The 26,469-nt window shown below is 46.0% G+C and carries 29 protein-coding genes; 6 read left to right on the plus strand and 23 right to left on the minus strand.

Going from position 1 to position 26,469, the window contains the following annotated elements; translation table 11 throughout:
- Window positions 1-71: 71 nt before the first annotated feature.
- The 3 genes from fabG to NCCP2222_RS06110 form a co-directional block, all read right to left on the minus strand.
- Window positions 72-812: a 3-oxoacyl-ACP reductase FabG gene (gene fabG, locus NCCP2222_RS06100; protein ID WP_248510865.1), complete on the minus strand. Its 741-nt coding sequence runs from the start codon at window positions 810-812 to the stop codon at window positions 72-74.
- A 162-nt stretch (window positions 813-974) separates the two neighbouring features.
- Window positions 975-1,301: a bacillithiol system redox-active protein YtxJ gene (gene ytxJ, locus NCCP2222_RS06105; RefSeq protein WP_248510569.1), complete on the minus strand. Its 327-nt coding sequence runs from the start codon at window positions 1,299-1,301 to the stop codon at window positions 975-977.
- Window positions 1,302-1,327: 26 nt separating this feature from the next.
- Window positions 1,328-1,906, minus strand: coding sequence for a glycerol-3-phosphate acyltransferase (locus NCCP2222_RS06110; protein WP_248510572.1), 579 nt, complete (start codon window positions 1,904-1,906; stop codon window positions 1,328-1,330).
- A gap of 85 nt (window positions 1,907-1,991) precedes the next feature.
- Between NCCP2222_RS06110 and NCCP2222_RS06115 the strand changes: the two genes are divergently transcribed.
- Complete coding sequence (locus tag NCCP2222_RS06115; protein ID WP_248510573.1) at window positions 1,992-2,657, plus strand: phosphatase PAP2 family protein; 666 nt, start codon at window positions 1,992-1,994, stop codon at window positions 2,655-2,657.
- A gap of 95 nt (window positions 2,658-2,752) precedes the next feature.
- On the opposite strand, the gene NCCP2222_RS06120 is transcribed toward NCCP2222_RS06115, so the two are convergent.
- A complete protein-coding gene (locus NCCP2222_RS06120) occupies window positions 2,753-3,298 on the minus strand; it encodes a hypothetical protein (protein WP_248510575.1) in 546 nt (181 codons plus the stop codon).
- A gap of 80 nt (window positions 3,299-3,378) precedes the next feature.
- Here NCCP2222_RS06120 and NCCP2222_RS06125 point away from each other — a divergent pair, with 80 nt between their 5' ends.
- A complete protein-coding gene (locus NCCP2222_RS06125) occupies window positions 3,379-3,714 on the plus strand; it encodes an MGMT family protein (RefSeq protein WP_248510577.1) in 336 nt (111 codons plus the stop codon).
- Window positions 3,715-3,768: 54 nt separating this feature from the next.
- Here the strand turns inward: NCCP2222_RS06125 and NCCP2222_RS06130 are convergent, their stop codons facing one another.
- Window positions 3,769-3,990 carry a WYL domain-containing protein gene (locus NCCP2222_RS06130; protein WP_248510580.1) on the minus strand — a complete coding sequence of 74 codons (222 nt, stop codon included), beginning with the start codon at window positions 3,988-3,990 and terminating at the stop codon, window positions 3,769-3,771.
- A 98-nt stretch (window positions 3,991-4,088) separates the two neighbouring features.
- On the minus strand, window positions 4,089-5,975 hold the full coding sequence (locus NCCP2222_RS06135) for a DUF2207 domain-containing protein (RefSeq protein ID WP_248510590.1): 1,887 nt from the start codon (window positions 5,973-5,975) through the stop codon (window positions 4,089-4,091).
- 485 nt (window positions 5,976-6,460) lie between these two features.
- Between NCCP2222_RS06135 and NCCP2222_RS06140 the strand changes: the two genes are divergently transcribed.
- Window positions 6,461-6,913: a GNAT family N-acetyltransferase gene (locus NCCP2222_RS06140; protein WP_248510592.1), complete on the plus strand. Its 453-nt coding sequence runs from the start codon at window positions 6,461-6,463 to the stop codon at window positions 6,911-6,913.
- Between the two features lie 98 nt (window positions 6,914-7,011).
- Here NCCP2222_RS06140 and NCCP2222_RS06145 read toward each other — a convergent pair whose 3' ends face one another.
- The 8 genes from NCCP2222_RS06145 to NCCP2222_RS06180 all read right to left on the minus strand — a co-directional run bounded on the left by NCCP2222_RS06145 (window position 7,012) and on the right by NCCP2222_RS06180 (window position 13,300).
- Window positions 7,012-7,170: a hypothetical protein gene (locus tag NCCP2222_RS06145; RefSeq protein ID WP_248510594.1), complete on the minus strand. Its 159-nt coding sequence runs from the start codon at window positions 7,168-7,170 to the stop codon at window positions 7,012-7,014.
- Entirely contained in the window at window positions 7,167-8,405 is a 1,239-nt protein-coding gene (locus NCCP2222_RS06150; protein ID WP_248510596.1) for a helix-turn-helix domain-containing protein, read from the minus strand. The genes NCCP2222_RS06145 and NCCP2222_RS06150 overlap by 4 nt, the downstream gene beginning before the upstream one ends.
- A gap of 338 nt (window positions 8,406-8,743) precedes the next feature.
- Window positions 8,744-9,730, minus strand: coding sequence for an ABC transporter permease (locus tag NCCP2222_RS06155; protein ID WP_248510598.1), 987 nt, complete (start codon window positions 9,728-9,730; stop codon window positions 8,744-8,746).
- Window positions 9,708-10,625 (minus strand): ABC transporter ATP-binding protein, encoded by a 918-nt coding sequence (locus NCCP2222_RS06160; RefSeq protein WP_248510599.1) that lies wholly within the window; start codon window positions 10,623-10,625, stop codon window positions 9,708-9,710. The genes NCCP2222_RS06155 and NCCP2222_RS06160 overlap by 23 nt, the downstream gene beginning before the upstream one ends.
- 21 nt (window positions 10,626-10,646) lie before the next feature.
- Window positions 10,647-11,345, minus strand: a complete 699-nt coding sequence (locus NCCP2222_RS06165; RefSeq protein WP_248510600.1) for an ABC transporter ATP-binding protein — start codon at window positions 11,343-11,345, stop codon at window positions 10,647-10,649.
- Window positions 11,338-11,706, minus strand: a complete 369-nt coding sequence (locus NCCP2222_RS06170; RefSeq protein WP_248510601.1) for a GntR family transcriptional regulator — start codon at window positions 11,704-11,706, stop codon at window positions 11,338-11,340. Before NCCP2222_RS06170 ends, NCCP2222_RS06165 begins: the two co-directional genes overlap by 8 nt.
- Complete coding sequence (locus NCCP2222_RS06175; RefSeq protein ID WP_248510602.1) at window positions 11,703-12,512, minus strand: hypothetical protein; 810 nt, start codon at window positions 12,510-12,512, stop codon at window positions 11,703-11,705. Before NCCP2222_RS06175 ends, NCCP2222_RS06170 begins: the two co-directional genes overlap by 4 nt.
- Window positions 12,513-12,514: 2 nt before the next feature.
- On the minus strand, window positions 12,515-13,300 hold the full coding sequence (locus tag NCCP2222_RS06180; RefSeq protein ID WP_248510603.1) for a hypothetical protein: 786 nt from the start codon (window positions 13,298-13,300) through the stop codon (window positions 12,515-12,517).
- 532 nt (window positions 13,301-13,832) lie between these two features.
- Between NCCP2222_RS06180 and NCCP2222_RS06185 the strand changes: the two genes are divergently transcribed.
- Window positions 13,833-14,201 (plus strand): VOC family protein, encoded by a 369-nt coding sequence (locus NCCP2222_RS06185; RefSeq protein ID WP_248510604.1) that lies wholly within the window; start codon window positions 13,833-13,835, stop codon window positions 14,199-14,201.
- A 32-nt stretch (window positions 14,202-14,233) separates the two neighbouring features.
- Here the strand turns inward: NCCP2222_RS06185 and NCCP2222_RS06190 are convergent, their stop codons facing one another.
- The 3 genes from NCCP2222_RS06190 to NCCP2222_RS06200 form a co-directional block, all read right to left on the minus strand.
- The gene (locus tag NCCP2222_RS06190; RefSeq protein ID WP_248510605.1) at window positions 14,234-15,184 is read right to left on the minus strand and encodes a hypothetical protein; all 951 of its coding nucleotides are present in this window, start codon (window positions 15,182-15,184) and stop codon (window positions 14,234-14,236) included.
- A gap of 92 nt (window positions 15,185-15,276) precedes the next feature.
- A complete protein-coding gene (locus NCCP2222_RS06195) occupies window positions 15,277-16,944 on the minus strand; it encodes a sensor histidine kinase (RefSeq protein WP_248510607.1) in 1,668 nt (555 codons plus the stop codon).
- A gap of 12 nt (window positions 16,945-16,956) precedes the next feature.
- Window positions 16,957-17,646, minus strand: a complete 690-nt coding sequence (locus NCCP2222_RS06200) for a response regulator transcription factor (protein WP_248510609.1) — start codon at window positions 17,644-17,646, stop codon at window positions 16,957-16,959.
- 165 nt (window positions 17,647-17,811) lie between these two features.
- Between NCCP2222_RS06200 and NCCP2222_RS06205 the strand changes: the two genes are divergently transcribed.
- Both NCCP2222_RS06205 and NCCP2222_RS06210 read left to right on the plus strand, forming a co-directional pair.
- Window positions 17,812-19,017, plus strand: a complete 1,206-nt coding sequence (locus NCCP2222_RS06205; protein WP_248510612.1) for a DUF418 domain-containing protein — start codon at window positions 17,812-17,814, stop codon at window positions 19,015-19,017.
- A 119-nt stretch (window positions 19,018-19,136) separates the two neighbouring features.
- Window positions 19,137-19,772, plus strand: coding sequence for a stage II sporulation protein M (locus NCCP2222_RS06210; protein WP_248510614.1), 636 nt, complete (start codon window positions 19,137-19,139; stop codon window positions 19,770-19,772).
- 97 nt (window positions 19,773-19,869) lie between these two features.
- Here NCCP2222_RS06210 and NCCP2222_RS06215 read toward each other — a convergent pair whose 3' ends face one another.
- The 6 genes from NCCP2222_RS06215 to NCCP2222_RS06240 form a co-directional block, all read right to left on the minus strand.
- A complete protein-coding gene (locus NCCP2222_RS06215) occupies window positions 19,870-20,346 on the minus strand; it encodes an acyl-CoA thioesterase (RefSeq protein ID WP_248510616.1) in 477 nt (158 codons plus the stop codon).
- A gap of 190 nt (window positions 20,347-20,536) precedes the next feature.
- A complete protein-coding gene (locus NCCP2222_RS06220; RefSeq protein ID WP_248510618.1) occupies window positions 20,537-21,553 on the minus strand; it encodes an ABC transporter ATP-binding protein in 1,017 nt (338 codons plus the stop codon).
- Window positions 21,550-22,494, minus strand: a complete 945-nt coding sequence (locus NCCP2222_RS06225; RefSeq protein WP_248510620.1) for a C40 family peptidase — start codon at window positions 22,492-22,494, stop codon at window positions 21,550-21,552. Before NCCP2222_RS06225 ends, NCCP2222_RS06220 begins: the two co-directional genes overlap by 4 nt.
- Complete coding sequence (locus NCCP2222_RS06230) at window positions 22,494-23,600, minus strand: mandelate racemase/muconate lactonizing enzyme family protein (protein ID WP_248510623.1); 1,107 nt, start codon at window positions 23,598-23,600, stop codon at window positions 22,494-22,496. The genes NCCP2222_RS06225 and NCCP2222_RS06230 overlap by 1 nt, the downstream gene beginning before the upstream one ends.
- 2 nt (window positions 23,601-23,602) lie before the next feature.
- Complete coding sequence (locus NCCP2222_RS06235) at window positions 23,603-24,526, minus strand: S66 peptidase family protein (RefSeq protein ID WP_248510625.1); 924 nt, start codon at window positions 24,524-24,526, stop codon at window positions 23,603-23,605.
- A gap of 265 nt (window positions 24,527-24,791) precedes the next feature.
- Window positions 24,792-26,459 carry a peptide ABC transporter substrate-binding protein gene (locus NCCP2222_RS06240; protein ID WP_248510627.1) on the minus strand — a complete coding sequence of 556 codons (1,668 nt, stop codon included), beginning with the start codon at window positions 26,457-26,459 and terminating at the stop codon, window positions 24,792-24,794.
- Window positions 26,460-26,469 lie beyond the last annotated feature (10 nt).

The raw sequence follows: 26,469 nt of genomic DNA on the forward strand, positions 1-26,469 counted from the left end.
AGAAGACATAAATGTAATGACTTTTCATATGACAACTATCATTTTTTGTGAATCGATTCACAAACTAATCTTTATTTCAACATACCGCCGTCCACTTCCAGCACAGTTCCGTTCACAAAATCCGCCTCGTTCGAAGCTAAGAATAGATAGGCATTTGCAACATCTTCAGGCTTTCCTAAGCGGGTAAATGGTGTCATTAGTCGAATTTGTTCCATTACCTTTTCCGGGATTGTATGGATCATTTCCGTTTCAATAAAACCCGGTGCGACGGCATTTACATTAATGCCCTTCCGCCCGTATTCCTTCGCCCATGTTCTTGTCATGCCAATGACTCCGGCTTTCGACGCAGCGTAATTTGTCTGTCCGACATTGCCGCCCGTCCCTGCGATGGAGGATGTATTAATGATCTTGCCTTTTCCTTGCGCCAGCATCGGGGGCAGGAAAGCTTGGGTACAATGAAAGACGCCTGTCATATTCACATCGAGAACACGCTGAAAATCTGCAGGATCCATCTTGACTAGCAACGCATCTTTTGTGATGCCGGCGTTATTTACAAGGATATCTACTTTGCCGAAGTGAGACAGCACCTGTGCGGCTACAGCCTGTACAGCTTCCCCATCCGCCACGTCCACTGCAAAGAAGGCCACTTCAATTCCTTCGCCATGCAATTGACGGGCCATTTCTTCTCCGGCTTTCTCGTCGTAATCCAAAATAGCCACTTGGGCCCCTTCTTTACCAAACAGGCGGGCAGCAACTGCACCGATTCCTTTTGCCCCGCCCGTCAGGACAGCCGTTTTCCCCTTTAGGCGCACCATTAAATCCCTCTTTCCCCAATTATTATTTTTTAATTAATCTTATTCTATCATATTGCAAAGCTACCCACACATGAAACCCAAGCCTATTCCCTTTATTATGTAGTTTTCTTATATCAAAAAAGCAGGCCTCAAATATGAGTGCCTGCTTCAATCTCACCCTTACGCGTATGCTTCAACCGCCGACTGGATTTTCGAACGGGAAATTGAATAATGACTGGCATTCCAAACCGCTTGGCCATCAACGAACAATAAGAGCTGAGGCGTTTCGTGGCGTATGCCCGTATCCAATTCAATGTCATTAGATACTGAACGGGCTGTTTGAACGGTGATAAAATATTTCGGAATAGGGGTATCAAATTTCTCGAATTCCCGGAAACCAGCTGCACTGACTGGACATGTAGAGCTATGCTTTAAAAGTAACACAGCTCCCCCTTTAGAAGCATCCCGTACCTCGACCCATTCATCAGTCGAATGAATTTCTTTCATTGTCTTCCTCTCCTCCATCTTATCAATTACTTATTTTTTCCCGTCCTGCCGGTCATTCTAAACATTAGATCTTTCTGATGCGCAAAAATAAGAAGCACGGAAAGGCAACCTAACAAAAATGGCTCGACATAGCTAAACGAAAACAAGCAGGATAGAAACGGCACCGCTACAATCGCCGCGAATCCTGCCAAAGTAAAGCTGCGCAGAAATGGATAAACTAACAGGAACACGATTGCGAACCCGGCAAACAAAGGCGGATAGAACATGAGCAGACCGCCAATGTATGTGGAGATTCCCTGCCCGCCACGAAATTTATAAAACACCGGTAATATATGTCCTAGCATGGCTGCTAGAAGCACAGCTAATTCAACAGCTGTTCCGCAATCCAGCCACTTGGCGGCTGCAACAGGAATTGCCCCTTTTAATGCATCCCCAAGGAAAACAAGGACAAAGGCCCACTTCCCAAGCACACGTCCCGCATTACGCGCTCCCGGATTGCCACTTCCTTCGATCCGAATATTGCGGCCAAATATCTTGCCGATCCATGTTGCGGTAAGTATGGTGCCAAGTAAATACGCGCCAATGATCAGAATTACAACAATCATGACAGCCCTTCTTTCGAACTTTTCATTGTGACATGCGTTTGTTATTATGTACGAACAATACGTTATAGAACTGAGGTGTAATCCCTTGAAAATACTTTTTACCCGAATGGCAGTAGCCTTTTTGCTTTGCCTGGTATTCGGAAGCATATTTGCGTTCATAGCCCGGGGGATTAGTAAAGCGACCATCTTCCAATTCGATGACACGATCATTTCCATCGTACAAGGATGGGAAAGCAGTTGGCTAACACCCATCATGAAGGCATTTACATGGATCGGCTCCACTACCGTTGTTCTGCTCTTAATTGCTGCTGGCTTTATTCTCCTCTTTTATATATTGAAAGAGCGCATGCAGGCTTATCTTTACCTCACCGTTATGCTCGGTACCGGCGCGCTGAATCAAGTGCTGAAAATGATATTCAAACGGGAGCGGCCGGAGATCCATCGACTGATTGAAATTGGAGGATATAGTTTTCCGAGCGGCCACACGATGATGTCATTCAGCTTATACGCCATTATTGCGTACATTGTTTGGCGCCATACAAAATCGACCTTTAGCAGAATAGCATCCATTTTGTTTGCCATAATTATGGCGCTATCGATCGCAGTCAGCCGCATCTATCTCGGCGTTCACTATCCGAGTGACGTGGCAGGCGGGATGGCAGCAAGCGCATTTTGGCTCATTGTATCGATTTCCGTATACGGCTACTATCAAGACCGAACAGCAAAACGATCGAAACCGTCCACTGCATAAAGTGGGCGGTCCCTTTTATCATGGGCGGCAGAGATTCTTTCGCCATGTTAGTATATGGAACGCTGTCAAGGTTTGATAAATAAAAACTATCCCTTTTAGCCTTTAAACTTCTTCGCTTCCTCCTCCGACAGCACACGCGGATCAAATCCGCTCATTTCCACGTAATCCACACGACCATTCACTTTCACTTCATAGACATCCCGATTTCTCGTGCTCTGAACCGCCTCGACAGTTTCCTCATGTTTCTTATAGAAAGCAGTAATATCCTGTTCCACCCAAAGAGGAATTTCGTTGCGGAATTTTTGCCGCTCCTCCTGCTTTTGATCCCATGCCTGCTTTGCTTGAGGGTCTAACCGAAAATAGATATCCTGCAACAGATCAATCACTTCCCCGAACCCGATGATCAGAAGGCCATAAAGGACATGCGTCGCAATAATGCCGATGAAACCGTAAAGTGCAATGCCACTGATTGAACTGCCTGCATAAACAGCTTCCCCAAATTCATTGAAGATCTGGTCTCCCATTCCTGAGGAAGTTGCCAGAAAGACGATTGCTTGTATGACACCCCACCCCATGACGACGATACCAGCAATTTTAATCATATTCCCAATAATGCTGCGCTGTTTGAAAAAGGATCCCATCTGTTCCACCTCTTGTGTTTTATTTCTTACCTACTGTACGATACAGAAAAGAGAATAGTTTCAGAATGGAGGGAATTCGGATGAATCCGTTTACAGAGAAGGTCGTCGCCATCATATCGGGCATACCGGCCGGGCGGGTGATGTCATACGGACAAGTAGCCGCCTGTGCCGGAAATCCAAGGGGTGCAAGGCAAGTGGTTCGGGTGCTGCATTCTATGAGTGCAAAACACCAATTGCCTTGGCATCGGGTCATCAATGCACAAGGCGGCATTTCAACACCGACAGACAGAGAGGAAAAAGGCAACAGGCAACAGGAGCTGCTTGAATCGGAAGGCGTGCAATTCAATGAGAACGGTAAAATCGACTTATCAATCTATCGCTGGTTTCCTGAAATTGCTGAAGAGGAATGGCAGTAAAGGAATGACGGAGCTGTTCTGCCGGCCTTCTTAACAGGCAAATGACGAATCAGTTTACATTGCGGCCGACTCCCTATAGAGGACACGCTGTACCGAGAGCACACGGTCAATTTTGAACATGCGCCTCTCCTTGCGCAAAAAACAATAGGCGATGAACGTATTCACGCCGATTGAAAGGACCTCAACCCGGCGCTTTGTGAGCTGACCATCCGCACGCATGTAAATCATGTCCGCCAATTCGTGGCGCTCGCATAATTTGAGCAATTCGTTTCGCATACAACAACCTCCCGAAAGGAACACTTGTTCTCATTATATGCGAACGCGGTCAATAATGCAATTGCCGAATCCATCATCACGAGGGAGTCGGCGCAACTTCACTCTGCTCCCGCTCCTCCCCCATCCCCGCCGCCACTGCCACTACTTGAGGAAGTATCTCCTACAGAACTGTTATTGCTTCCGCCTCCCAACCAGCTTTCATCCTGGCCCCATACATGGTGCTCGATCGGAAGGAAAGATAGTGGATCAGTTGATAAGATCGGCCAAGCCGTAAAAGGGCGAACGCGGGAAATGACCGGCTTTACCAAATACATACGCCGTTCATATCGTTCGATATCGTCATTTGACCACTCGGGAGGAGGATTCATTGACCAATATCTGAAATAGTTGACTCCCCATTTATACCGCAGTGCTCTCCACGAACCTACTATATGGAATGGTGTCACGTAAAAAAGGAATGCTATCGCGGCTAGCAATGCAAAACAGACAATGCGCATGTGATAAAACGGAAGAGTGTAAATGAAAATAGCCATTGTGGCAAAATAGAATATTGGTGGTATTCGCTCTAATGGGCTTTTCCAAAATGTCCATAAGGGGATGGCTGTTAGGGTGATAGCAATGATTGCATACCAAAAGCTATCAAGTATCATCCAGCTTACTAAGCTGAAAAACAAGCCGCCGCAAATGAGTAGACTCCGTTTCAGGTAATTCGGCCATTTCGTCGTCAAGGCACCTGCCTCTTCCATCAACTTAACCACTTCCCACTCCCACTCTCTCCTTTTTGCATCAAAACGTATCATTGATTGATTGCTGTGTCGCTTTCCTTTTATAGCGTTTAACAAACCGATGTCATGCAAGTGGAATTTCCTCCGGCTCATGCCAGTCTTGAACAGAAAATTGATGAGCCTTTGTTCAACTGGCGCAATCGGCTTGGGGGTTGGAACCACATAAAAAGCGAGAGTTTCAGACGGCATATCTTTGCGTTCCCTGAATCTTTCTGCCGAAGGCTCTGTCACCATCTGTACCCTGCCCTTCTCTACAAGTGAAAACAGACCAGCCAAAATACTTTTTCGATGCGGATTTCCGTTCGTATGAATAAAGAAGAGATACAGTGGATCAATGTGAAGCAACTTTTCCCGGTCCATTTTCCATCCGATAACCTTCTGTCGCATCATCAGAATGACAAGAGAGGCTAGAACGAGCGTGATAATCAACCAATTTGCTATCGTGATAATTACTGAGATGGAATCCTCCCGTTGTTCGATGTTTGCCAGCCATTTCGACTGAGACTGAATAGCAGATTCGAAAGATTGCGGGTCTGGATTTTTAAATTGATCCGTCATAATGACAGATGGATATAGAACCTTCGTTTCAGCTAGTGTACGTGCCTTGGAGACGGGAACACTAAAAATAATGCCATCTTCATATACTTGGGGTGTGTTGATCGTGGCAGCTAAGCCGCCATGGATATTTCCGTCGCCGACTGCTCCAGGCAAAACATATGCTATGGACACTTCATGCAAGTCTTTATTATGGTTTTTTCCATTTTCAAAATAGGTGATATCTAAAGAACTGTAGGACTCATACGAAACGACGGCTTGTTTCATTCTGTATACATAAAGGACATTCATTGTATCCCTTTGATTCTCCAAGGAGGTGACCATCGTTTCATTCTTCTTTGTGGATTCCAATGGTACCAGCGTTGTCTTATCAATTTCTCCTACAACTGGATTCTGGCCTGTAACCCAATAAGCCTCAAACGACTCAATCTGATGGACATGACGATCTGGAAAGGATCTCTTCAAAGTTGAAAACGATCCATCTAACGTATAGGTGAATACTTCATTCACAACCATATCTCCATTTGGCTGAACCCACCCTTTGATTTGCACCCGGTCAATGGAATACGACTTCGCATGGGCGTTGCCAGGCTGGAATAAAACAAACAGCAAACCTATTAGAAAAACAGCTCTCCAATTCACCACCAGCTCCACACCTCCTCTTCGAACATACGGGTCGTAGAAGCAAAAGTTTCACCTTAATGTGTTATTTCTAAAAGTCTTCCACCATTCAAGTAATTGGCCAGTCAAACATTTAAAAATCAATCCTCGACATTTGGCTAAAACTCTTTTTCAAATAATTTATTGGTTACTTCCTGACGTAATCCACCACGTAGGATAATCAACCTATCTTCGTCAATTTCACCGGATCATTCACCTCCACACTTCTGCCACAACTCCCATAGGGATTGCGTTGCCAGGCCTGACGGGGAATGGTACAATGGTCAGTAGGATATTGATGAAAAGGAGTGAGTCTTCATGTGGTTCCTATATATTATGTTCACGCTGTTTGCTTTCATCTTAGTAGGTACGTTGTTCGGTCTTGTGCGGACGTTTTCTAATCATAAATAAGAAGAGACGAGTCGTTACATGCTTGCGTGTAATGACTTTTTTATTGGGGAGGGAATGAAGTGCAGATTGAAACGGAGCGATTGTTGTTGGCGGCTTGTACCGAAGAGTCGACTGCAGAGGCATCAGTTACCGGTTATGATGTGAGGCCGCACATCTACGAGCATCTATCTGCGTTACGCAAGGATCCTTCTTTGTTGGGATGGGGCGCGTGGTTTGTCACGTGCAAAAAGACGGGTGAGGTCATCGGGGATATTGGCTTCAAAGGTAGACCTGACGCAAAGGGGATTGTGGAGGCAGGATATGGCATGTCCCCTGCAGCACAAGGGAAAGGCTTCGCAACGGAAGCAGTTCATGCTGTAATCCAGTGGGCTTTTTCCTCGCCAGCTGTTAAGCAAATCATCGCCGAATGTCATGCCGAGAATTTGGCTTCCATCCGTGTGCTGGAAAAGTTACATATGGAACTGGCCGCAAGCAAGAATGGAATGCTGAAGTGGCAGTTACAAAGAAAGTGACAGGTGGGCAACCAAGCTCCCGCCTATCACTTTGCTGACTGGCTGCTTTTTGCTCCATCCCGTTTTTACAGAAGAGCAGCAGCGTTTATCCTCAATCATCATTGCGGCGGCATTACATCGGGCGGATGCAGATTTTCATTACCTTTTGCAAAGGTAGACATTTCATCGTTCACTTGAATCGCCGCAGACGCGTTACCAGCCCCTAGAAATGCTAAAAACAATACTGCCAAGAACGCTACATACCATTTCCGTTTCATGTCATCTTCTCCCCTTTCTCATAAAAGTAAATCGCATACGCATCGGCCTTTTCAAAATTCCCGATGGAGCGGTGGTAGTTGGCGAGCCGCCAAGCAAACCGTCTTGCTTCTCCTATGTAACCATGTTCTTTTAAAAAAGGGAATGCTATTTGTTCACAATAGTCAAAAAGATCATGTTGGGAAAATTTCATCTTTCGAAAGTACGTCAGTTGTATCGCTACATATGGGTCATCCTTCCCCCGGGCGAGCGCCTCTAATTCCTCAAGCAGATGATCCATTTCAAGCCCTTCCTCAGCGGCTGTCTGCAACATATGAATGAGGACAGACGTATAAAGCGGTTTTTCCGGTGTCATCAAGGATTTTAATTCCTTCAATAGCATATAGGCCGAGTTATGATGCCCTCTTCTATTTTGCAGCATTGAATAATTATAGAGCACCCCTTCATACAAAGAGGCTTCATCCATGAGACGCGCGTTCCTCAAAAGCGTTTTAAACAATTCCTCTGCCTGCAAAAACAAATCGCGATTTGCAAAATTGACAGCCTGGAGCATCTGGGCATGCATAAGCCGCAAGTAATTGCAGTCCTTTTGGAATTGATTGATAGCCAGCTCGGCAAAGTAGGACGATTGGCCGTATTCGGTTTTCCGTTGCATGAGCCAGGCATTCTGATAATAGAACTCTCCCTCCAACAATTGTGGAACCCGCCCATTCCGTTCCTCAAGCCGCCCTGCAATTTCCTGTGCTTTCGCTTCTTCCTGGATAAAAACATAATAGATAAAGTAAAAAACTTTTGCGGCACCCCGCTCATATTCATCAAACGTCTGATCGAGCCTGGACAAAATTTGCATTTGCTGCGTCGCTTTTTGGCGATCCTGCTGAATCAAATAGAACCGAAGCTTGTACAACTCATAGCGATTGACGAGATCGGTCGACTGCAAATAATCCTCCTTCTGCTCCAGCTCCTCATAAAGCACTTCCATTGATTTTAAATCATAGTACACCGAATAGGTAATGAACTTCTCCAGTTTTTCTCGATATGTATGGTAGACATCTACTTCTTGATTCCATTTGACATTCATCCGGGCAAACAGCTCGTCCAATGTCTCTTTATGCGGAACATATTTGTTTGATTCAATCTTGCTCAGATGGGAAATCGAACAAATCCCCTCGCTCAGCTCTGCCTGGGTCAAATTATTCTTCATGCGGTAATACTTCACAATGGACCCGACATTCATTCGACACACCCCTCGCTTTTTAAATCAAACCTAACATAGAATAGCGGGTATATACATGAGAAAACAGTCCCAGGGGAGTGAGGACTGTTCTGCTCATGATTCCTATAGTATGTCCGATGGCGACAATTGTTTAGGCTAACCCACCATGGACGTGAATCCGCTGTAAAATTTGTTGAGGTGCTTGCTACCTTCCTTGCTCTTTTACTGTACCAAACAATGGGCGTTTGCGAAATTGGGAAAATCACCACGAAACTCGGCTTTCCATGTCGTTTGTTGGAGGTCTAATTGCCCCCAGGCATGAAAAAGCACCGGCAAACTGGTTGCCGGCGCACTGTTTCTTAAGCTTTTACGTCCCGCTGGACAAACGTCGTGTAACTGATGACAAGGAACACGATAACGTACACAGCTAGGACAGCCAGCGAGAATGGCAGTGAAATACCCTCTACCATCTGATAGCCTGTTTCGTACTGCGTCAAATCCATATGGGTGAATAAAATATATTTGGCCACTTCATAGCGAGAAAGCAGCATCGTGACGGTTGAACCCATAAAATATATGAATAGTGACAAACCGATTGCTAGTGAGCTGGAACGGAACACACTGCCAATTGTAAAGGCAAATGCAGACGTTACAAACACACTGCCGAACGATAGGAGCAACATGTAAAAGCTTTTGCCCCAAATAGAGCCTTCGACCACTTCTTTGCCATTCCAAACGAGATATTGACCATCACCCGACTTGAATAAAATGAATGCCAAAGCGACGAGTACGATGTAGCCAATTAACATAAGCAGAATTCCGAATAAGTTGACTGCCATGAACTTCGAAGTAAGGATTTTCCACCGTTTCACTGGACGCGTTAACAGCATTTTGACGGTTCCTTGAGAAAATTCGGCAGCCACTATACCCGCAGCAACGATAACTGCCAGCAATAGCACTGTGCCTGAAATGCCAGACGGGTCCATGACCATGGCCTCCCGGCTAAACTGATCCAAAGGTTCAATCGAGTTGGCCAGGCGGTAATCCAACACTTTTTCTTCGCCTTCCAATTCTTTTCGCTCGGATTTCGTCAATGACGTATCTTCCAGTTGTGCACGGACTCCTGCCAGCTCACCTTCCACACTGGCCTTCCAATCAGTCTGCTCGCCGACTGATACTGCAACAGAAGCATTGCCAACTTGATTCATTGAATCTGTCCGCTGCGTATCAATCCATTTCGTCAGCCCCATCATCCCTGCGGTTATCACAACCAATAGGGCGACCATGACCCACGTCCCTTTTTTATGCCATAATTTCATCCATTCATTTTGTAAGAGTTTCAGCAATTTGGCCACCTCCCGTCATTTCCAAAAACTCATCTTCAAGCGTCCTCTTATGCGGCTGGACGGCAAATACCTCTGCGCCTTCCGCGATCATTGACCGGACGAGGCCCGGAATTTGCGCTTGCTCCGCATTGACAATGAATCCACCCTTAAAGCGTTCCACCGTGAAGTCTTGAGCGGCAAGCAATTTTTCCACTCGTTCCCCTGGCGTCGCTTCCACATAATAAAACGATCCTTGTGTCTCGGACATTTCGCGAATATCAATCAGTTTACCGTTTTGGATAACGGCAATCCGATCACACATCAGTTCAATTTCCGACAGCATATGGCTTGATACGAAGACCGAGACACCTTCTGTTTCCGCTATCCGTCGCAAATACGTACGGAATTCCCGGATGCCTGCCGGGTCCAAACCGTTTGTCGGTTCATCCAAAATCAAAAACTTCGGCCGGTGCAACAACGCTTGTGCAAGTCCAAGCCGTTGCCGCATTCCGAGTGAATACGTCCCAACTTTCTCGTGAATCCGGTTTTGCATTCCTACTTGTCGTACGACTTCGTCGATGCGCTCCTTCGTGACCCCTTTATGCATACGGGCGAAGTGCAACAGATTCTTATAGCCGGTCATGTATTTATACATCTCCGGATTTTCAACAATGACCCCCACTTTGGACATACCTTCTTCAAAATTGTCGCGAAGCGAGACGCCGTCAATGATAACATCGCCGCCTGATGGCTTCATGAGTCCAACCATCATCCGGATTGTCGTTGTCTTCCCCGCTCCATTCGGGCCGAGGAATCCCGTAATTTGGCCAGGATATAAAGATAGATTCAAATTATCAATCAACAGTTTACCGCCGATTGATTTGGATAGGTTTTTCAATTCCACGATTGGTTTCATTTCAATATCCACTTCCTTTCCTTACGCTTTTTCTTTAAACAAGGACACCATCCAGCTTGTCGCATCCACTCCATGAATATCTCGGATATCGTCGATTGGCTCCTGGGCGATGATTTCCCCACGGCGCAGCACAATAATTTCGTCCAGCAACGGTTCCACTTCCTTGATTTCATGCGTGGACATCAACACGGTTTGTCGCTCAGGATCCGTAAATCGGATCAATCCTTTTGCAATATCTTCCCGCACCATCGGGTCCAGCCCCGAAAACGGTTCGTCGAGCAAATAGTAGGCCGCATCCCTTCCAAGAGTCACCGCAATCTTCACTCGCCCCCGATTTCCCTTAGACAAGTTTTTGATTCGGGCATCCAGGGATATATTCAAAAACTGCGCGATTTCTTTTGCTTTGATCAAATCAAAATCGTCGAACTGGGAAGCGTAATAGTCAAACAGCTGGCCCACTTTAAAATAAGGATAGAACGCATCGGTGTCCGACATATAAGCCAAATGGGCGGCAATATTTCTCGTAATCGGTTCCCCATTATACGTGGCCTTTCCCTCGTCGGGAGTCAGCAGCCCTGCCATCACTTTTAACATCGTCGACTTGCCGCTCCCATTTTCTCCGACCAGACCAATAATTTTTCCTTGCGGCAGTTCCAATGACACTTGATCGAGTACCCGTCTGCCGCCATACTTTTTCGAAATGCCCTGTAACTTAATCATTGGAGCCACTCCGTTCTATCAGTACTTTCACCATCTCATCCCTCGTAAACCCAAACGCCTCCACACTAATCAAGAAAGTCGTCACCAGCTGCTCCTTCATCTCATGGCGTAAAGCCGCAATCCTCTCTTCATTCTCCGTCACGAACGAACCTTGCCCCCTTCTCGTTTCCGTGATTTCCATCTGCTCCAACTCCTTATACACACGTTGCATCGTATTCGCGTTCACACCCGCCTCAATGGCGTATTCCCTGACGGATGGCAGCTTCTCGCCAGATGCCAAATCGCCCCGAATAATGTCCCCTAAAATGCGATCGATGAGCTGCTGGTAAATCGGCTTATCCGGTGTAAATTCAATGCTCATCGTCCGTTCCTCACTTTCCGGCTAAGCATGAAAACTCCAGCCATAAATAATAACAATGAAAAGAAGCCATATAGCAGCAACCCCCCGCCTGTGACAAACGCACTCTCCGGTATAAGAGCCGTTAAAATAAAGTGACGGTACTCCATGAACGTCAGATTATTAATGCCAAACTTCGTATCCATAATGGGCCAAGCTTCCCGGAGCCATTGGAAAGGCGTACTAAAATAAATCGCCCCCCAAAAAACAATAGCTCCGACCCCCAGAAAAGCCGTCATCACTAAGGCGAACAGTCTGGATACCAACACACTCTGTACCATCTGGTAGAACGACCAGAAAAAGAAGCTGACCGCCATGATGAACACCGCATTGATCAAGAGGGTTACAATGATGCCCGCCGCCACATACAATGCCGTTCCAATCGAAATTGATTCTGATGGATGACTCATGTAATATACAAGCCCCGTCATCAGGGAGCACACGATGAGCGAACAGAGTGTAATGAGAATGGCGAGCACAGCCTTCATTCCAACGAGTCTGAAAAGAGACATCTTTGTATGAAGCCATAAATCCAGATGAAGAAATTCTTGATTGACACTGCTAATTAATATAAAGGCCATGATAAACATATGAATGGCAAACCACATTCCGGTCATATCCTTAATCTCCAGCACCGTATCCAAACGAGGGTTGCTGTAGAGAGGTGCGTAGCTGAACGCGCCAATGGCGATATTGACGACAAGGAAACTGATGGCAATCCATCGGGACTGCATCCATTCTTTATAAAGCAGACCTGCTGACACGGCCATGCTCATCGCCTCACTTTCTTTTCAAGGAGCATGGCCCCGATGATAAAGAATAGAAGAAGGCAAGCGAGATTGAACACCCATTCCCCGATGTAAAACGTCGTACTGGTTATTTCAAAATAGGAATCCTGCAAGTCAATCCGATGGTTTTTGAAATTCATCATGTCCAGTTTCCCTTGAAGAATGAACATCTCATAAAACTGGGAAGAAACGAAAATAGAATAAAGGCGCACAGACAAAATGAACAGCAATAGCGTGACAACAACGGAAAACCCTTTGATATACGGCTTCATCAATTGATCCAGCACGACAAAGAAAAACCCGACAAACATCAGACTAATCGAACCGAGAAAGACTGCTGAGATGAAGAGACTGCCGTAAAATAACAGCTCATCAAACACAATAAACGGCTGATTGGTGAATACATACCAAATGGCCACAACAACGACAGACAAAAGCAAACTGGCGAGTCCAACCAGAATAGCAACCACCATCTTCACACCGACCAGCTGATAAATCGAAGCGGTGGAATGAAGCCATAAATCCGGCTTCTTCATGTCACGATAAAACAACATGAAAAAAGTGAAAAGCGGAACGAACACACTGAACGCCGCCCATACAAAACAAAGAACAGTCGCAATTTCAAAAGAATCAGCTTGGAGAATTTCCAAAAAAGAACCTAAAAAAAACGGTAATCCTAAAAGCCCCAAGCCAAATAGAATAAAGCTGCTAATCATCTGCCACTTGATGGGCATCCATTCCCTCAGCAACAAACCATTCCACTGTTTCATACCTTTCTCTCCTTCTGTACCGGTGTATTAGTTACATAGTACACTATATGCATTTGAGATGTAAAGAGATAACAGAAATTTATTTTGGAAATGGGGAATGAAACGAAAGAAGCTTGACTTGCGGCTCGCGAAGCCTTCGGGGAAGTAACTGATACTAATGCGGATGACCGATAACCAGGTGATTGTAATCGGTATAAACATTGAAATAACCGATATACTTTCCCAATTAACCGATAAAAACCAAGTTGAATGAAAACTGACTGACACAACCCTTTGAAGGGCTCGATCAATCCTTTGAGTTGATTTACAAAAAAGCTATTGATAAATCTCCCCTACCAACCTAACTAAACGCTATGAACTTTCCAAATGACCACTCTCGATACTTGGTCACTCCTCTATATCTGTTACTAACTCTTATAAGAGTTAGTAATCATCATTCAATTTACTTATGAACAATCATTCAAAACTGGACATGGCAATCCCTTTCCTGCTCTCGTACACTGGACATAGAAAGAGAGAGGAGTGGATGGAAATGCGTTCTTTTTTATTGGGGATTGATCATGTGCAGCTGGCGGCTCCGCCGCAGTCGGAGGAGAAGGCGCGACATTTTTATGGAAACTTGCTTGGCATGGAGGAAATTCCGAAGCCTGCTAATTTGCAAGGGCGGGGCGGGTGTTGGTTCCGCTGCGGTTTGCAAGAAGTTCATATTGGCATACAGGAGAATTTTATGCCAGCCCAAAAAGCGCATCCCGGTTTTACCGTCCGTGCGCTGGATGAGCTGCGTTCCCGCTTGCAGGACGCTGGTTGCCGGGTAACAGAAGAGCCGCCCATTGAAGGGCGTTCCCGTATCTTCACGGAGGATCCGTTTGGTAACCGCATTGAATTTCTAGAGTTTGATTAATGAACAGGCCGCCCTACATCAGGCGGCCTCCTTTATGATTCGATGATGGCTCTTTCCTGTTCGTCCAGGCGGCGGAGTTCCTCAGCTGCTTCATCGCGCTTTCTTCCTAACTGGGTTTGCACCCGTCTTACATCCTGCAATACGGCATTCAGCTTGCTTTTCGCGTCAGAAATACGAGAATGGACCATCCAGTCCGAAAAGATATTATCAAAGAAAATATCAGTAAAGGTAAAAATGTCATTTTGATTCACTTTGAATGATTCCGTTGCGATGTTCTGGACGTCCATCAGCTCCGTTTCGTAGTGACGCAAAGCCCGTTGAGCACGGTGTACTAAATCATCCGAGCCATCCATTTCCGAGTATTTCAAAGCGCTGACGATCAGGCCGCCGCCCAAGAACGTATCCCACATGGACAGGCCCTCTGCGTTGCCTAGTTTATCAAGCGCTTTGTCGAGTGCACGCAAGGCTTTCTCTCCCGCCTCATGCGCCTCATCAATTTCCCGGATCATAGAACGGACGCGCACCCGATCATCCGCTATTTTTTGGAGCGTCCGGTTGGCATTCGTATCATTTTGACGGATCCATGTTTCTTTTTCTTTCATAAAATCAGCCCAGTCTTCTTCAACATAGGCAAAATCCGTGTGATTTGCCTGCTCCCGGAGCCGGGCCACTTCGGCTTCCAAATCCGTCACTGTTTTCACAGCTTCATTGTATTTCAGCTCCGCCTCCGCCACTTCATTAATTTCTTTCTCCATTTGGGCATCCCATTTGCCCGACCATTCTTTTAATTTATTCGCAAACGAAAACTTCCCAAGCTTGATGACATCCTGTTGCTCCTTTGACAGCTGCCGCTGCAATCGGTCGCGCAGCTGGATGGCCTCTTTCAACTGGACTTCTGCACCATCCAGCCGTCTGATTATCCGGTTTCGCTCGTTCCGGCGCATCGTTAGCTCCATTTGCCGCTCTTGTATTGAATTTCGCATAGCCCGCACACTCCTTTCTCCTATTTACGAAAGTATAAAGGGAAAGTTTCACAAATAGACGTTTCGGCTGCTTCCATTCCACAACTTATCTGCTAGCTGTTTTGCCGTGGCAGCCGGATGACGATTTCCGTGCCCTCTGACGAAGAAAACACCTGCACCTCTCCGCCATGTGCTTCAATCAATTGCTTTGCGATCGTTAAACCGAGACCCGTGCCAGATTCATCTGTTGTCGTGTTCGTCCCGCGGTAGTAGCGGTTAAACAAATGATCGATCACTTCTGGAGGAATTCCAGCTCCTTCATCCTGTATCACTAATTCCATCCACTCCTCCTGAGATGTGAGGTGGAGATGAATGGCTGTTTCCGGCGGATTGTGCTTGCTGGCATTGCCGATAAGATTATCCAATACCCGTTCAAAGCGGGATGGATCAATGAGTACATGCCCTTTCTTCTCTCCCTCAATCACAATAGGGTTTTGCCAATCCCGACGCTCCACATATTGGCTAATATACTCATGCAGCTCCATGTTTTTCATCTCCAATTGAACGCCGTCATTTTTTAGCTGGTAGGTATACGTCAAGTCATTGATAAGGGCATCCATATAGCCTGCCTTCTCCATCATTGTTTTGGCAAATCCCCTCACCTCTTCAGAGGACCATTGATGATTTGATTCCAACATGACTGCATACCCATAGATAGAGCTTAACGGTGTTTTCAAATCGTGGGAAAGACCCGTTATCCAATCCTCCCGCAGCTTTTCTGTCCGGTTGATCGTCCTCTCATTTTCCTGTAAATTTGCAGCCAATCGGGTGAGTGACATATCCACATCCTCGTAAATCCGATACTTCCTTTTCAGCCTGTCATCCTTCTGTCGACGGATTTTACGGTCCTCTAGCCGCGTATAATCCTTCTTCGATAAGCGCTCCATCCATCTCAAGAAATAAAAGACCGGCTTTCCGAACCTGCGGCCAATCCATAAGGAGAACCCGAGAGTTACGAAGAGCAAAAGCAAGTGGTAGAGAACAAATCCCTTCGAGAAAGATATAAATAGCTTCTTATCCAGGGAATCCAGTGCTTGATAATAAGGGTTGTCCATCCGGATGACAGCTATGTTTCCACCTTGTACGGACGTCGATGATAATAGTTCCTTTCTTTCATTCACAGATGAATTGGATTTCAGTAAATCCGTTGCCTTTAAAGGTTTCGAGCCGGAGGTGGAGGTGGAATTCAACAATTCTCCCGTTTCGGAGAACAGTTCAAAAATAGCTCCTTTTCTCCCCAACATCTGTAGGTCTGTCTCGGTCAAAACAGGAAATTGAGGATTCTTCTCCAGCTCCGCCAACAGACTATCCGTTTCCGTATATTCTTCAAACAACAAAATATGTCCATCCTCCAACGTCCATGTGCGGATTCCCTGTTGATCCACCAACGTTTTCAGTTCATTCATTCCATAAGAGGTCGGCAGAATGCCATCTTTCGATGATGCCAAAACAGTTCCGTCTTGATCGAGAATCTGAACAATGCCCCCGCTCCGTTCTGCAATGTCCAACAGAGCATCCGATGGACTGATGCCCTTGTCATCATGGATAACCGCCCACTCCATTTCACTTTGCTCCAGCACCCGTATGTCATGGTAATAAAACCCTTTCATCATTTGGAAAATGAAAACGCCAAACATGATGGCAGTGCCGATAAACAGTATTCCGTAAAACGCAAGAAAGTAAAGGATAAAGCGGAATGTCATCTTATTCGATAATTTCATCTTAGAGCCCCCTCATACTTGCAGCTTGTAGCCGATACCGCGGACAGTCACAATATACTCAGGACGGCTCGGATCCACTTCCAGCTTCTCACGCAGCTTACGGATATGAACCATAATGGTGTTGTCATCGACAAACCCATCAAATCCCCAAACTTGTTCGTACAATTGCTCTTTGGAAAGAACTTGGTTCGGGTGATGGCAAAACAGTTCAAGCAACTGAAATTGCTTTTGCGTTAAGGTGACTGCCTGCCCACGAACCGTCAGTGCTGCGCCTTCCACATCCAAACGAAATTCCCCAACCTCATATATTTTATGCTTATCATGGAGCGATGCCATGTAACGAGCCGTTTGCACTTTGACGCGAGCCGCGAGCTCCATCGGATTAAACGGTTTCGTTATGTAATCGTCTGCTCCGTGCATAAAACCTCGTAAAATATCTGCATCTGCTGCTTTTGCGGTCAGGAAGAAAATAGGCGCAGTCGAACGCTTTCTTATCTTTGTTGCAAGTTCCAGACCTGTGCCATCCGGCAACATAATATCTAAAATGTATAAATCATAGCCCTTTTTCATTAGTTGCAATTCCGCTTCCTTACATGACGCACAAACGTCGATGAGAGTAAAACCTTCTTTTCGCAAAATGATTTCCACCATATCTCCGATTGCCTGTTCATCATCGACTACAAGAATTTTTGCCTCTTCCATTGCCATCCCCCTAAAAATTAAGATTCCGATAAGGTTCCTTTTATATGCAATTAAGTTTCATAGGACATACTAGACTAGGAATTCATGATTCTACCATATAGGAACTGCGTTTCGTTGACAATCCCAGGTATGACTAGAGACAAATTAGGAAAGGTGTCGAATCTAATGAATCAAAAGAGAATCCATTTAATTGATGGGATGAGGGGCCTCAGCCTGTTTGGCATATTATTAGCCAACTTGCTTATCTTCCAATATGGGATGTGGGGGAAAGAGGAGCTGGAGCTTACAGGCATCAATCAAGGGGCCTACTTCTTTACGAAAGTATTCATCGAAGGAAGCTTCATGCCCATCTTCACCTTTCTCTTTGGCTATTCCATGATAAAAATGGCGGAAGGGCTTCGCCAAAGAGATTTGAAAGTGAAACGTTATTTCGCGCGACGCTTCCTGTTGCTAGCAGTTATCGGCTGGGCTCACGGTACTTTCCTTTGGGAAGGGGATATATTATTATTCTACGGGCTCATGGGCTTTTTCCTTCTCTTGTTTGTGAACCGTAAGACAAAAACGATTTTGGTATGGGCCATTTTACTGACTGTCTTAACAACGTCCTTCATGCTGATCGGTGCCGGATTTAGCGGGAAAAGCGCGCCAGAAGAGGAATTCATGGCATCCCCTGCGTATATTGAAAAAACGAATGATGTGTATGCGAATGGCACTTACTCGGAAATCAAGCACCATCGGAACAACACCGATCCTTTCGAAAACATGCCAGATGCGCTCGTTTTAGTGATGCTTGTATTAGCACCGATTGCGACTGCTCCTCTTTTTCTATTTGGCATGTATGCCGCTCGCATCAACTTCTTTTCCAATCCTGTGCAGGAGAAGAAACAGTATCGCTTAGGTACGGTGTTATTAGTGCCAATCGGCATTGCCATGAAGGCGATCTTCGAACTGGCCACTTCTACTGGATGGACTGACTTCTTAATTGGAGCAGGAGCGCCGCTTCTTGCTGTCGGTTATATTTTTGCCTTCGCTTGGCTCTATACAAAATTCAATGAATCTGTCGCCATGCGTGCTTTTGAAAGTGTCGGCAAGCTATCACTAACCAACTACATGATGCAGACGGTCATATGCACAACCGTATTTTATGGTTACGGCCTTGGGCTGTTCGGAAAACTCGGGACAGCGGGTGGTTTATTGCTAGGACTCGGTGTGTTTGTATTACAATGCACAGCAAGCTTCTTCTATTTAAAACGTTTCCACCGAGGGCCATTGGAATTTATTCTCCGCATGTGGACGAATTTCTCTTGGAATGGGAAAGTGAAGAAGAAGAAAGCGAAGAGAAAAAGAGAGACTGAAGCACACGCTTTGTAAATTTAAGTAATTCAGTCAGAACTGAATTCAAATTAGAGAATGGGAGTCTGATTCGAATAGGCTGTAAGGAAGAAGAATGATTAGTGGGGCTTATATGGTTATGCATATGAGTTATAGTTTTGAATCTATTAAACGAGGTGGCGGCCATTCATAAAAAAGTCAATAAAGTGATTTTCAAAAGAGCCGCTAAGTTTTTCACGCTTGCAGCAATCATAACCATAGCGGCGACAGTCATCACTTATGTTATCAATCCGGATTTAAAGAGTGTAGCTGAATCATTTAAAGTTAATTCATCAGATCAGTTAAGGGAATCAACAGGCATGAAAAAAGTGTGGACATACGTCGCCAATAATGGGTTCGTCGTACCCTTACAAATGTTTGTCTTCACTTTGATTCCAGTACAATTTCTGTACTTAGTTAATATCATCTCAACTGCTACATTACCCGGGATTCTCTTCGGAGTAATTTTACAAGCGGACTCTAGAAATGGTATGAAAATCATTGCTTCTACAATACCCCATTTTGTCCTTGAAGTTTTCGCTTTTTGTTTATGGGCTGCGGTTCTTTTCAAGTTAAGTCAGGTAGTTAGAAGTAAAATAAAATACTGGTTTAAGAAAAATGAAGAGGAAGTAGTTTTTGTTGATACAGTTTATAAAACATTAAAAGTTTATTTAACTGTAGTACTACCGATGATTATTGTAGCCGCATTTGTCGAAACTTACGTAGCTGATTTGATCTACTATTTACTTCAGTAATCGGCGACGTTGATCAGCTGATTCCCGAATAGTGGTCATGAAACAACCAATACTATAGATACATAGAAAAAGACAGCCGTCGAGGCTGTCTTTTCTATTAGTGTGTAATTTCACGCCGTAATTTCCGGTGCTCTCTCCGTGCCGGGCCCGTTTCATACAACCGTTTTTCAGCTTCGGTTTCCGGATAGACGCCTGCCACAGGTGTCGGTTCGTTATCAGTACCCATCGACACCATCGTCAAGAAGGATTCTGTCGTCAATTTCCTTTCCCCTGTCAATAAATCGACAGAATGTACAGATACAAATACTTCCATCGATGTGCGTCCTGTCGAGCTGACGACAGCCTCCAGCTCAAGGACATCCCCAACAGTGGCAGAAGAAACAAAATCGACAGAGTCTATAGAAGCCGTGACGACAGCCGATTTAGCATGTTTCATCGCTGTAATGGCTGCAATTTCATCAATATAGGCAAGGACTTGTCCGCCAAAGATCGTTTGCAGGTGATTGGTATCGGGAGGCAGCACCAGTTTTGTCTGGATCGTGCGCGAGTGGCTCATTGGTCTAGCATCTAACATCATACCTCTTCCTCTCTCTGCTTACTCATCTATATAGTATACTCTTCCCTTCGCTCTATTTTAATGCATACACAATAATCCGCACGCTTCCCATTTTTCAATCAACTGCGTATTTTGAAAAAACATATGGCTAATAGAAACGCAAAAAAGCGGGGAAAGTGTATTTCCCCGCCTTCTTGTATTTGCTTTCTTACGAAGTAACCTCTAACGCACCGGGAACTGCATCCGGCCGCTTCATCACTTCCTCGTCATGCAAGTGGCAAGCGACGAAGTGGTCGTCTTCTTTTTCCAGCCATTTCGGTTTTAGTTCAGCGCAAACCGGCATAGCATATGGACATCTTGTCCGGAATACACAACCGGACGGCGGATCAATTGGACTCGGCAATTCCCCTTGCAAAATGATCCGTTCCCGGGATTCCTCAATATCGGGATCTGGAATCGGGATGGCCGACAGCAGCGCTTCAGTATACGGATGAAGCGGCTTATCATACAATCTCGCACTTGTCGTCAGTTCCACCATATGCCCCAAATACATGACGCCAATCCGGTTGGAAATATATTTGACCATGGACAGGTCGTGGGCGATGAACAAATACGTCAGCCCTTTTTCTCGCTGCAATCGCTGCAACAGCTTTACCACTTGGGCCTGAACAGATACATCGAGTGCAGAAATCGGCTCGTCTGCAATAATGAAGTCCGGATCAAGCGCAAGAGAGCGGGCAATCCCGATCCGCTGGCGCTGCCCGCCGGAGAATTCATGCGGATAGCGGTTAGCATGATCCGCATTTAATCCGACGTCTTCCAGCAATTCATTCACACGTGCCCGCATTTCCGCCTTCGTCTTATACTTCCCGTGGATTTCCATCGGCTCGGCGATAATTTCAAATACAGTCGAGCGGGGATTCAAGGACGCATAGGGATCTTGGAAGACCATCTGTGCCTTCTTTAAGAATTGATACCGCTCCTTTTCCGTCATGTCATGGACGCTTTGCCCTTCATACAGCACGTCCCCGCCTGTTTTATTGTACAAGCCAAGAATCGTCCGTCCCGCGGTCGATTTACCGCAACCTGACTCACCGACCAATCCGAACGTTTCGCCTTTATAAATATCAAAGCTAATTCCATCTACAGCCTTCAAAGTTTGGCCGCGTCCCATATCAAAATGCCGCTTTAGATCATTAACCGATAAAATCACTTCTTTGTTCATAGGACGTCCCCCTCATTTGTTCCATACCGGCGTACTGCACATAACTCATGCTCTAATTTGGATCCTTTTAGCCGCAGCACTTCAATGGACTGTCCGGTAGACGGGGAATGCAGCAGCAAGCCATCTCCATAATAAAATCCGACATGCCGAACTGGGCCGGTCCCTTCGTCATTAGCAAAAAACAGCAGATCGCCTTTTCTCCAGCTGTCCGGTTCTCCCATCGCCACTTCGATGCCCGACTTCGCTTGGTCGCTTGCATCTCGCGGAATGAAATGGCCGCACGCCTTCAACATATTGTACGTAAAGCCTGAACAGTCATAGCCATAGGAGGACATCCCACCCCAGAAATAAGGAAGGTCGAGAAAACTCATCCCAAGTTCCACCGCCTCGTCCGCTGTCTTTTTCTCAAACTGATGGACAGAGACAGCTCGGACCGCATCCATTTTCCGGACTGCCTTTTTTCCATCAGGAGTTTCCACAACATAGTGTGTTTCACTTTCATCGAGTATCGGCAAAATCACATTAAAGGGAATTAGTGAGAATGGCGTTCCATCTTCGTCCCAAAGCAGTGCCTTATCGGCCTTGATGCGGATGAAACCGCCGGCTTCTTCAAGCGGCCCGGCTTTTGATAATTGCGCAAGCGGCACCCAGCCCGGATAACCTCTCTCATCTTTTTTGGACGGCTGCCATACGGCGATTACTTTCGCCCAATCGCCCGCCACTTCATCGACGATGACCGGTTCGCCGTACAACAGCTGCGTCTGCACGCGGTTTCCGTTGCAAAGATCCAACCGATCCTCGTACGGGAGCTTCTCCAGCCATTTATTCAACTGAATTGGATTGGATAAACCCGGTGTATCCAACTCGCGTGCGGATTCCGGAGCTGTCCAAACCGTGGCGACCGGCACGGCACACCTATACATATTCACTGTCGGTTCCATCACTGACCCTCCCCTTTCTCGACCAATTCCATACCCTCTTGATACAGTCCCAATCCCGGCGCTTCCGCAAATCGGATCACCGTTCCATCGTACTCGATGCCGCCTGCCACAATATCCTTCGACAGCATAAGCGGCGCATCAAAATCAAAGCGCGTAATATTCGGCTGGCTCGCCGCAAAATGTGCAGCCGCTGTAATGCCAAGCTTCGTTTCAATCATACTGCCGACCATGCATCCCACTCCGAACGCCTCGGCCAGCGCATTGATTTTCATCGCTTCCTGAATGCCACCCGACTTCATTAGCTTGATATTAATTAAATCAGCGGCGCCCATTTGCAACACACGAAGAGCGTCTTTCGCAGAAAACACACTTTCATCCGCCATGATGGGCGTCAATGTGTGCGCCGTCACATAACGCAGCCCCTCCACGTCATCCGCCAGCACCGGTTGTTCAATCAATTCGATTGCAAGTCCGGCGTCTTCCATCTTGCCAATGGCTTGTACCGCTTCTTTCGGCTTCCATCCTTGATTGGCATCAAGCCTAATTTTCACGTTCTGGCCAACACGTTCACGAATAGCGCGGATCCTTTCGATATCCTCGGCAATATCACCGATCCCCACTTTCACCTTCAAGACAGTAAATCCGCCTGCCACGTAGCCGGCTGCATCCTCTGCCATTTCAGCTGGAACATTTACACTTACTGTAAAATCGGTTTCAATTTCATTTCGAAAACCGCCAAGCAACTGATAGAGCGGCATATTCGCCAGCTGACCAAGCAGATCATGAATGGCCATATCGACGGCAGCCTTGGCACTTGTATTCCGCACAATTGCCTTTTTCAATTTGAGGAACAATTCCTCCCGATGGCGAATATCCTGCCCGATCAGCTGCGGGGCAATGACTTCTTGAATGGCATATGTAACACTCCCAGTGGAATCGCCCGTGATGACGTGGGTCGGCGGTGCTTCCCCATAGCCGACGGAGCCATCATCACATGTGACTTTCACAAAGATGGAATGCGCCGTCGTCACAGTACGCAAAGCTGTTTTAAAAGGCTTCGTCAGCGGAACGGCGACGGGAAACGTGTCGATGGAATGAATCTTCATTTTTATTCCACCCCCGGCAGAATAGTTAATGTTTTGGCTTCGGCATCCAATTTGGCAAGCGTGCCGAGCGGAATCGCAAAATGCGGCTCACAGTGACCAATTTTGAATCCTTTTACAACCGGCTTGCCTAAGCCGCCTACGTAATGGCGGAATACTTCATCAAGTGAGAGGGAAGGTTTCTCCTTTTTCGGTTCGGCATCCGCAAAGTCACCGATGACAATACCTACCGCATCCGACAGCTTCCCTGCCATACGCAATTGATTGAGCATACCATCAACGCGGTACGGTTCTTCACCGATATCTTCAATAAAGAGCAATTTGCCTGCCGTATCAATTTCAAATTTGGTTCCGATTGTATTGGCGAGCAGCGATAGATTGCCGCCAACCAATTCACCCTGTGCGACGCCTGGATGAAGTGCCTCCAGCGGCGAAATTTCCTCTGTATAGTGGAGCTCCATCGGCTCAAATAATTGCTCGAACATTTTTGCAGACAACGGATGAAATGAATCCTTTCCGACACAAGAAGCGAGCATCGGACCGTGGAAAGTTACCAAATCAGCATACAGGCCAATCGCTGTATGGAGAAACGTAATATCGCTGAACCCCCAGAACACCTTTGGATTTTCGCGGATCAATTGAAGATCCAGACGATCCGTATACCGGGCAGATCCATATCCACCGCCTGCGCAAATAATGCCTTTCACTTCGGGATCAGCGAACATGTCCTCCAAATCGGCCATGCGATCTTCATCCGACCCTGCCAAATAACCATAGACATCATTCACATGCTTGCCAAACTTCACCCGTAAGCCAAGCTGATCCAAAAATGCGAGCGATCGCTGCAGACTCTCCTGATTGGGCGGACTCGATGGCGACACAATGCCCACCAAATCCCCTCGTCGAAGCCTCTCTGGTCGAATTCTCATCATCCCATCTCCTTTGCTTTACTTTCAAACGAACCCGTTAATCAAACGTTTCCCTTACCGTTCCTGCTTTCATAGATCCAAAGTCCGACGAACAACATTTCCCCGGAAATAAATACTGGGGGGTACAACGATTACTCATACTATAATTTTTGCTCTTGGGACATAAAGTCGCGTAAAGTGAGTAAGCTTAATTCTCATCACTTCCAACAATAGCCTTAGAAAAAAGGCAAAATCGCGGCGCCATGACGGACACCGCGACTGTGCATTAGTTCTTCTCTGCGTATTTCAAGTCAAGATAACCGACTGGGTGGCGCAGAATACCGGAAACGCCCGGTTTTTCAAGTGTTGTCTGGTTGTAGAAGTATAGTGGGAATACCGGCATTTCTTCCATTAGAAGACGATCCGCGTCCTGCAATAATTCCCATCGTTTGTTTTCATCTGTTTGGTTTTTAATATCCTCAATTAACTTGTCATACTCAGCATTGGACCAAGTTGTACGGTTCATAGAAGAACCAGTGATAAAGCTTTCAAGCGCGTTCACCGGATCTGCATAGTCATGCAAGAATGAGGAACGGGACAATTGGTATTTGAATTCTTTTTGTTCTGAAGCGAATACTTTTGCTTCTACGTTTTGCAATTCAACGTCTGCTCCCAAGACTTCCTTGAATTTAGACTGCAGAGCAATCGCAATGTTTTGGTGTGATTCACTTGTAGAGTAAGTCAACGTTACTTTCGGAAGCTCTGTATAGCCTTCCTCTTTCATTCCTTCTTCCAAAAGCTTCTTCGCTTCATCTGGATTATAGGAAATAAGATCGCCTACTGTATCACGGAATTCTTTGCCGTCTGGACCGATAAAGCCATATGCCACAAAACCGTGTGCTGGTTTTTCACCATTTTTCGTTACGTATTGAACGATTTCTTCTTGGTCAACTGCCATTGCAAATGCACGGCGGATTTTCGTATTTGTGAATGGCTCCATTGACGTATTGAAGCGGTAGAAGTACAAACCGGCTTGGTCTTCCACTACCAACTCATCACTGTCTTTCAATTGCTCCGCTAGTTCAGATGGAACGCCAGATAAGTCCAGCTCTCCAGATTGATACATTTGATATTCCGTGTTTGAATCATTGACCATCGCCCAGTGGACTTTATTCAATTTCACAGCATCCGCATCCCAGTAGTTCTCATTCTTTTCGAACTCGAAACTGACATTATGATCCCATGAAGACAATTTGAATGGCCCGTTACCAACGAATGTTGCTGCTTCCGTATGCCAGTCTGGATTTTCGGTAGCGACCTTTTCATTAATCGGGAAGAAACTTGGATTCGTAATGATGTTCAAGAATGCTTCGTTTGGTGCTGACAATTTTACAACAAATGTTTTATCATCTTCTGCTTTGATGGCAATATCGTCTGCAGAACCCTCTTTGTTATTGTAAGCCTCTGCCCCTTCAATGAAATAGGCTAGAAATGCTGCTGGAGAAGCTGTATCTGGATTCAACATATGCTTCCAAGCAAAGACAAAATCTCCCGCTACAACTGGATCTCCATTCGACCATTTCGCATTATCACGGATATGGAAGGTATATGTTAAGCCATCGTCCGAGATATCAATTTTTTCAGCTGTCGCTTCCACGGCTTTGTGATTTTCATCCAAACGTGTTAAACCTTCCATGATGTTATTTAATGCACTCCATGACACCGCATCAAAACCAATGGATGGGTCAAAAGATGTCGGCTCTTGCCCGTTGTTCAAATACAAAACCTGGTCGCCAGCAGATGCTTCTTCCCCTGAACCGTCAGTCCCTTCATCTGTTGAAGACGTATTTCCATCCGTCTTCTCTGGCTCCTTACCAGCGTCCTTGTTCGCCGTACAAGCCGCCAGAACAAGCGCCAGCATGGCCATTGCCACAAACATCAACCACTTTTTCATTTCAAAAGCC

The sequence above is a fragment of the Sporosarcina sp. NCCP-2222 genome (assembly GCF_023168145.1).
In the GTDB taxonomy this organism is placed as follows: domain Bacteria; phylum Bacillota; class Bacilli; order Bacillales_A; family Planococcaceae; genus Sporosarcina.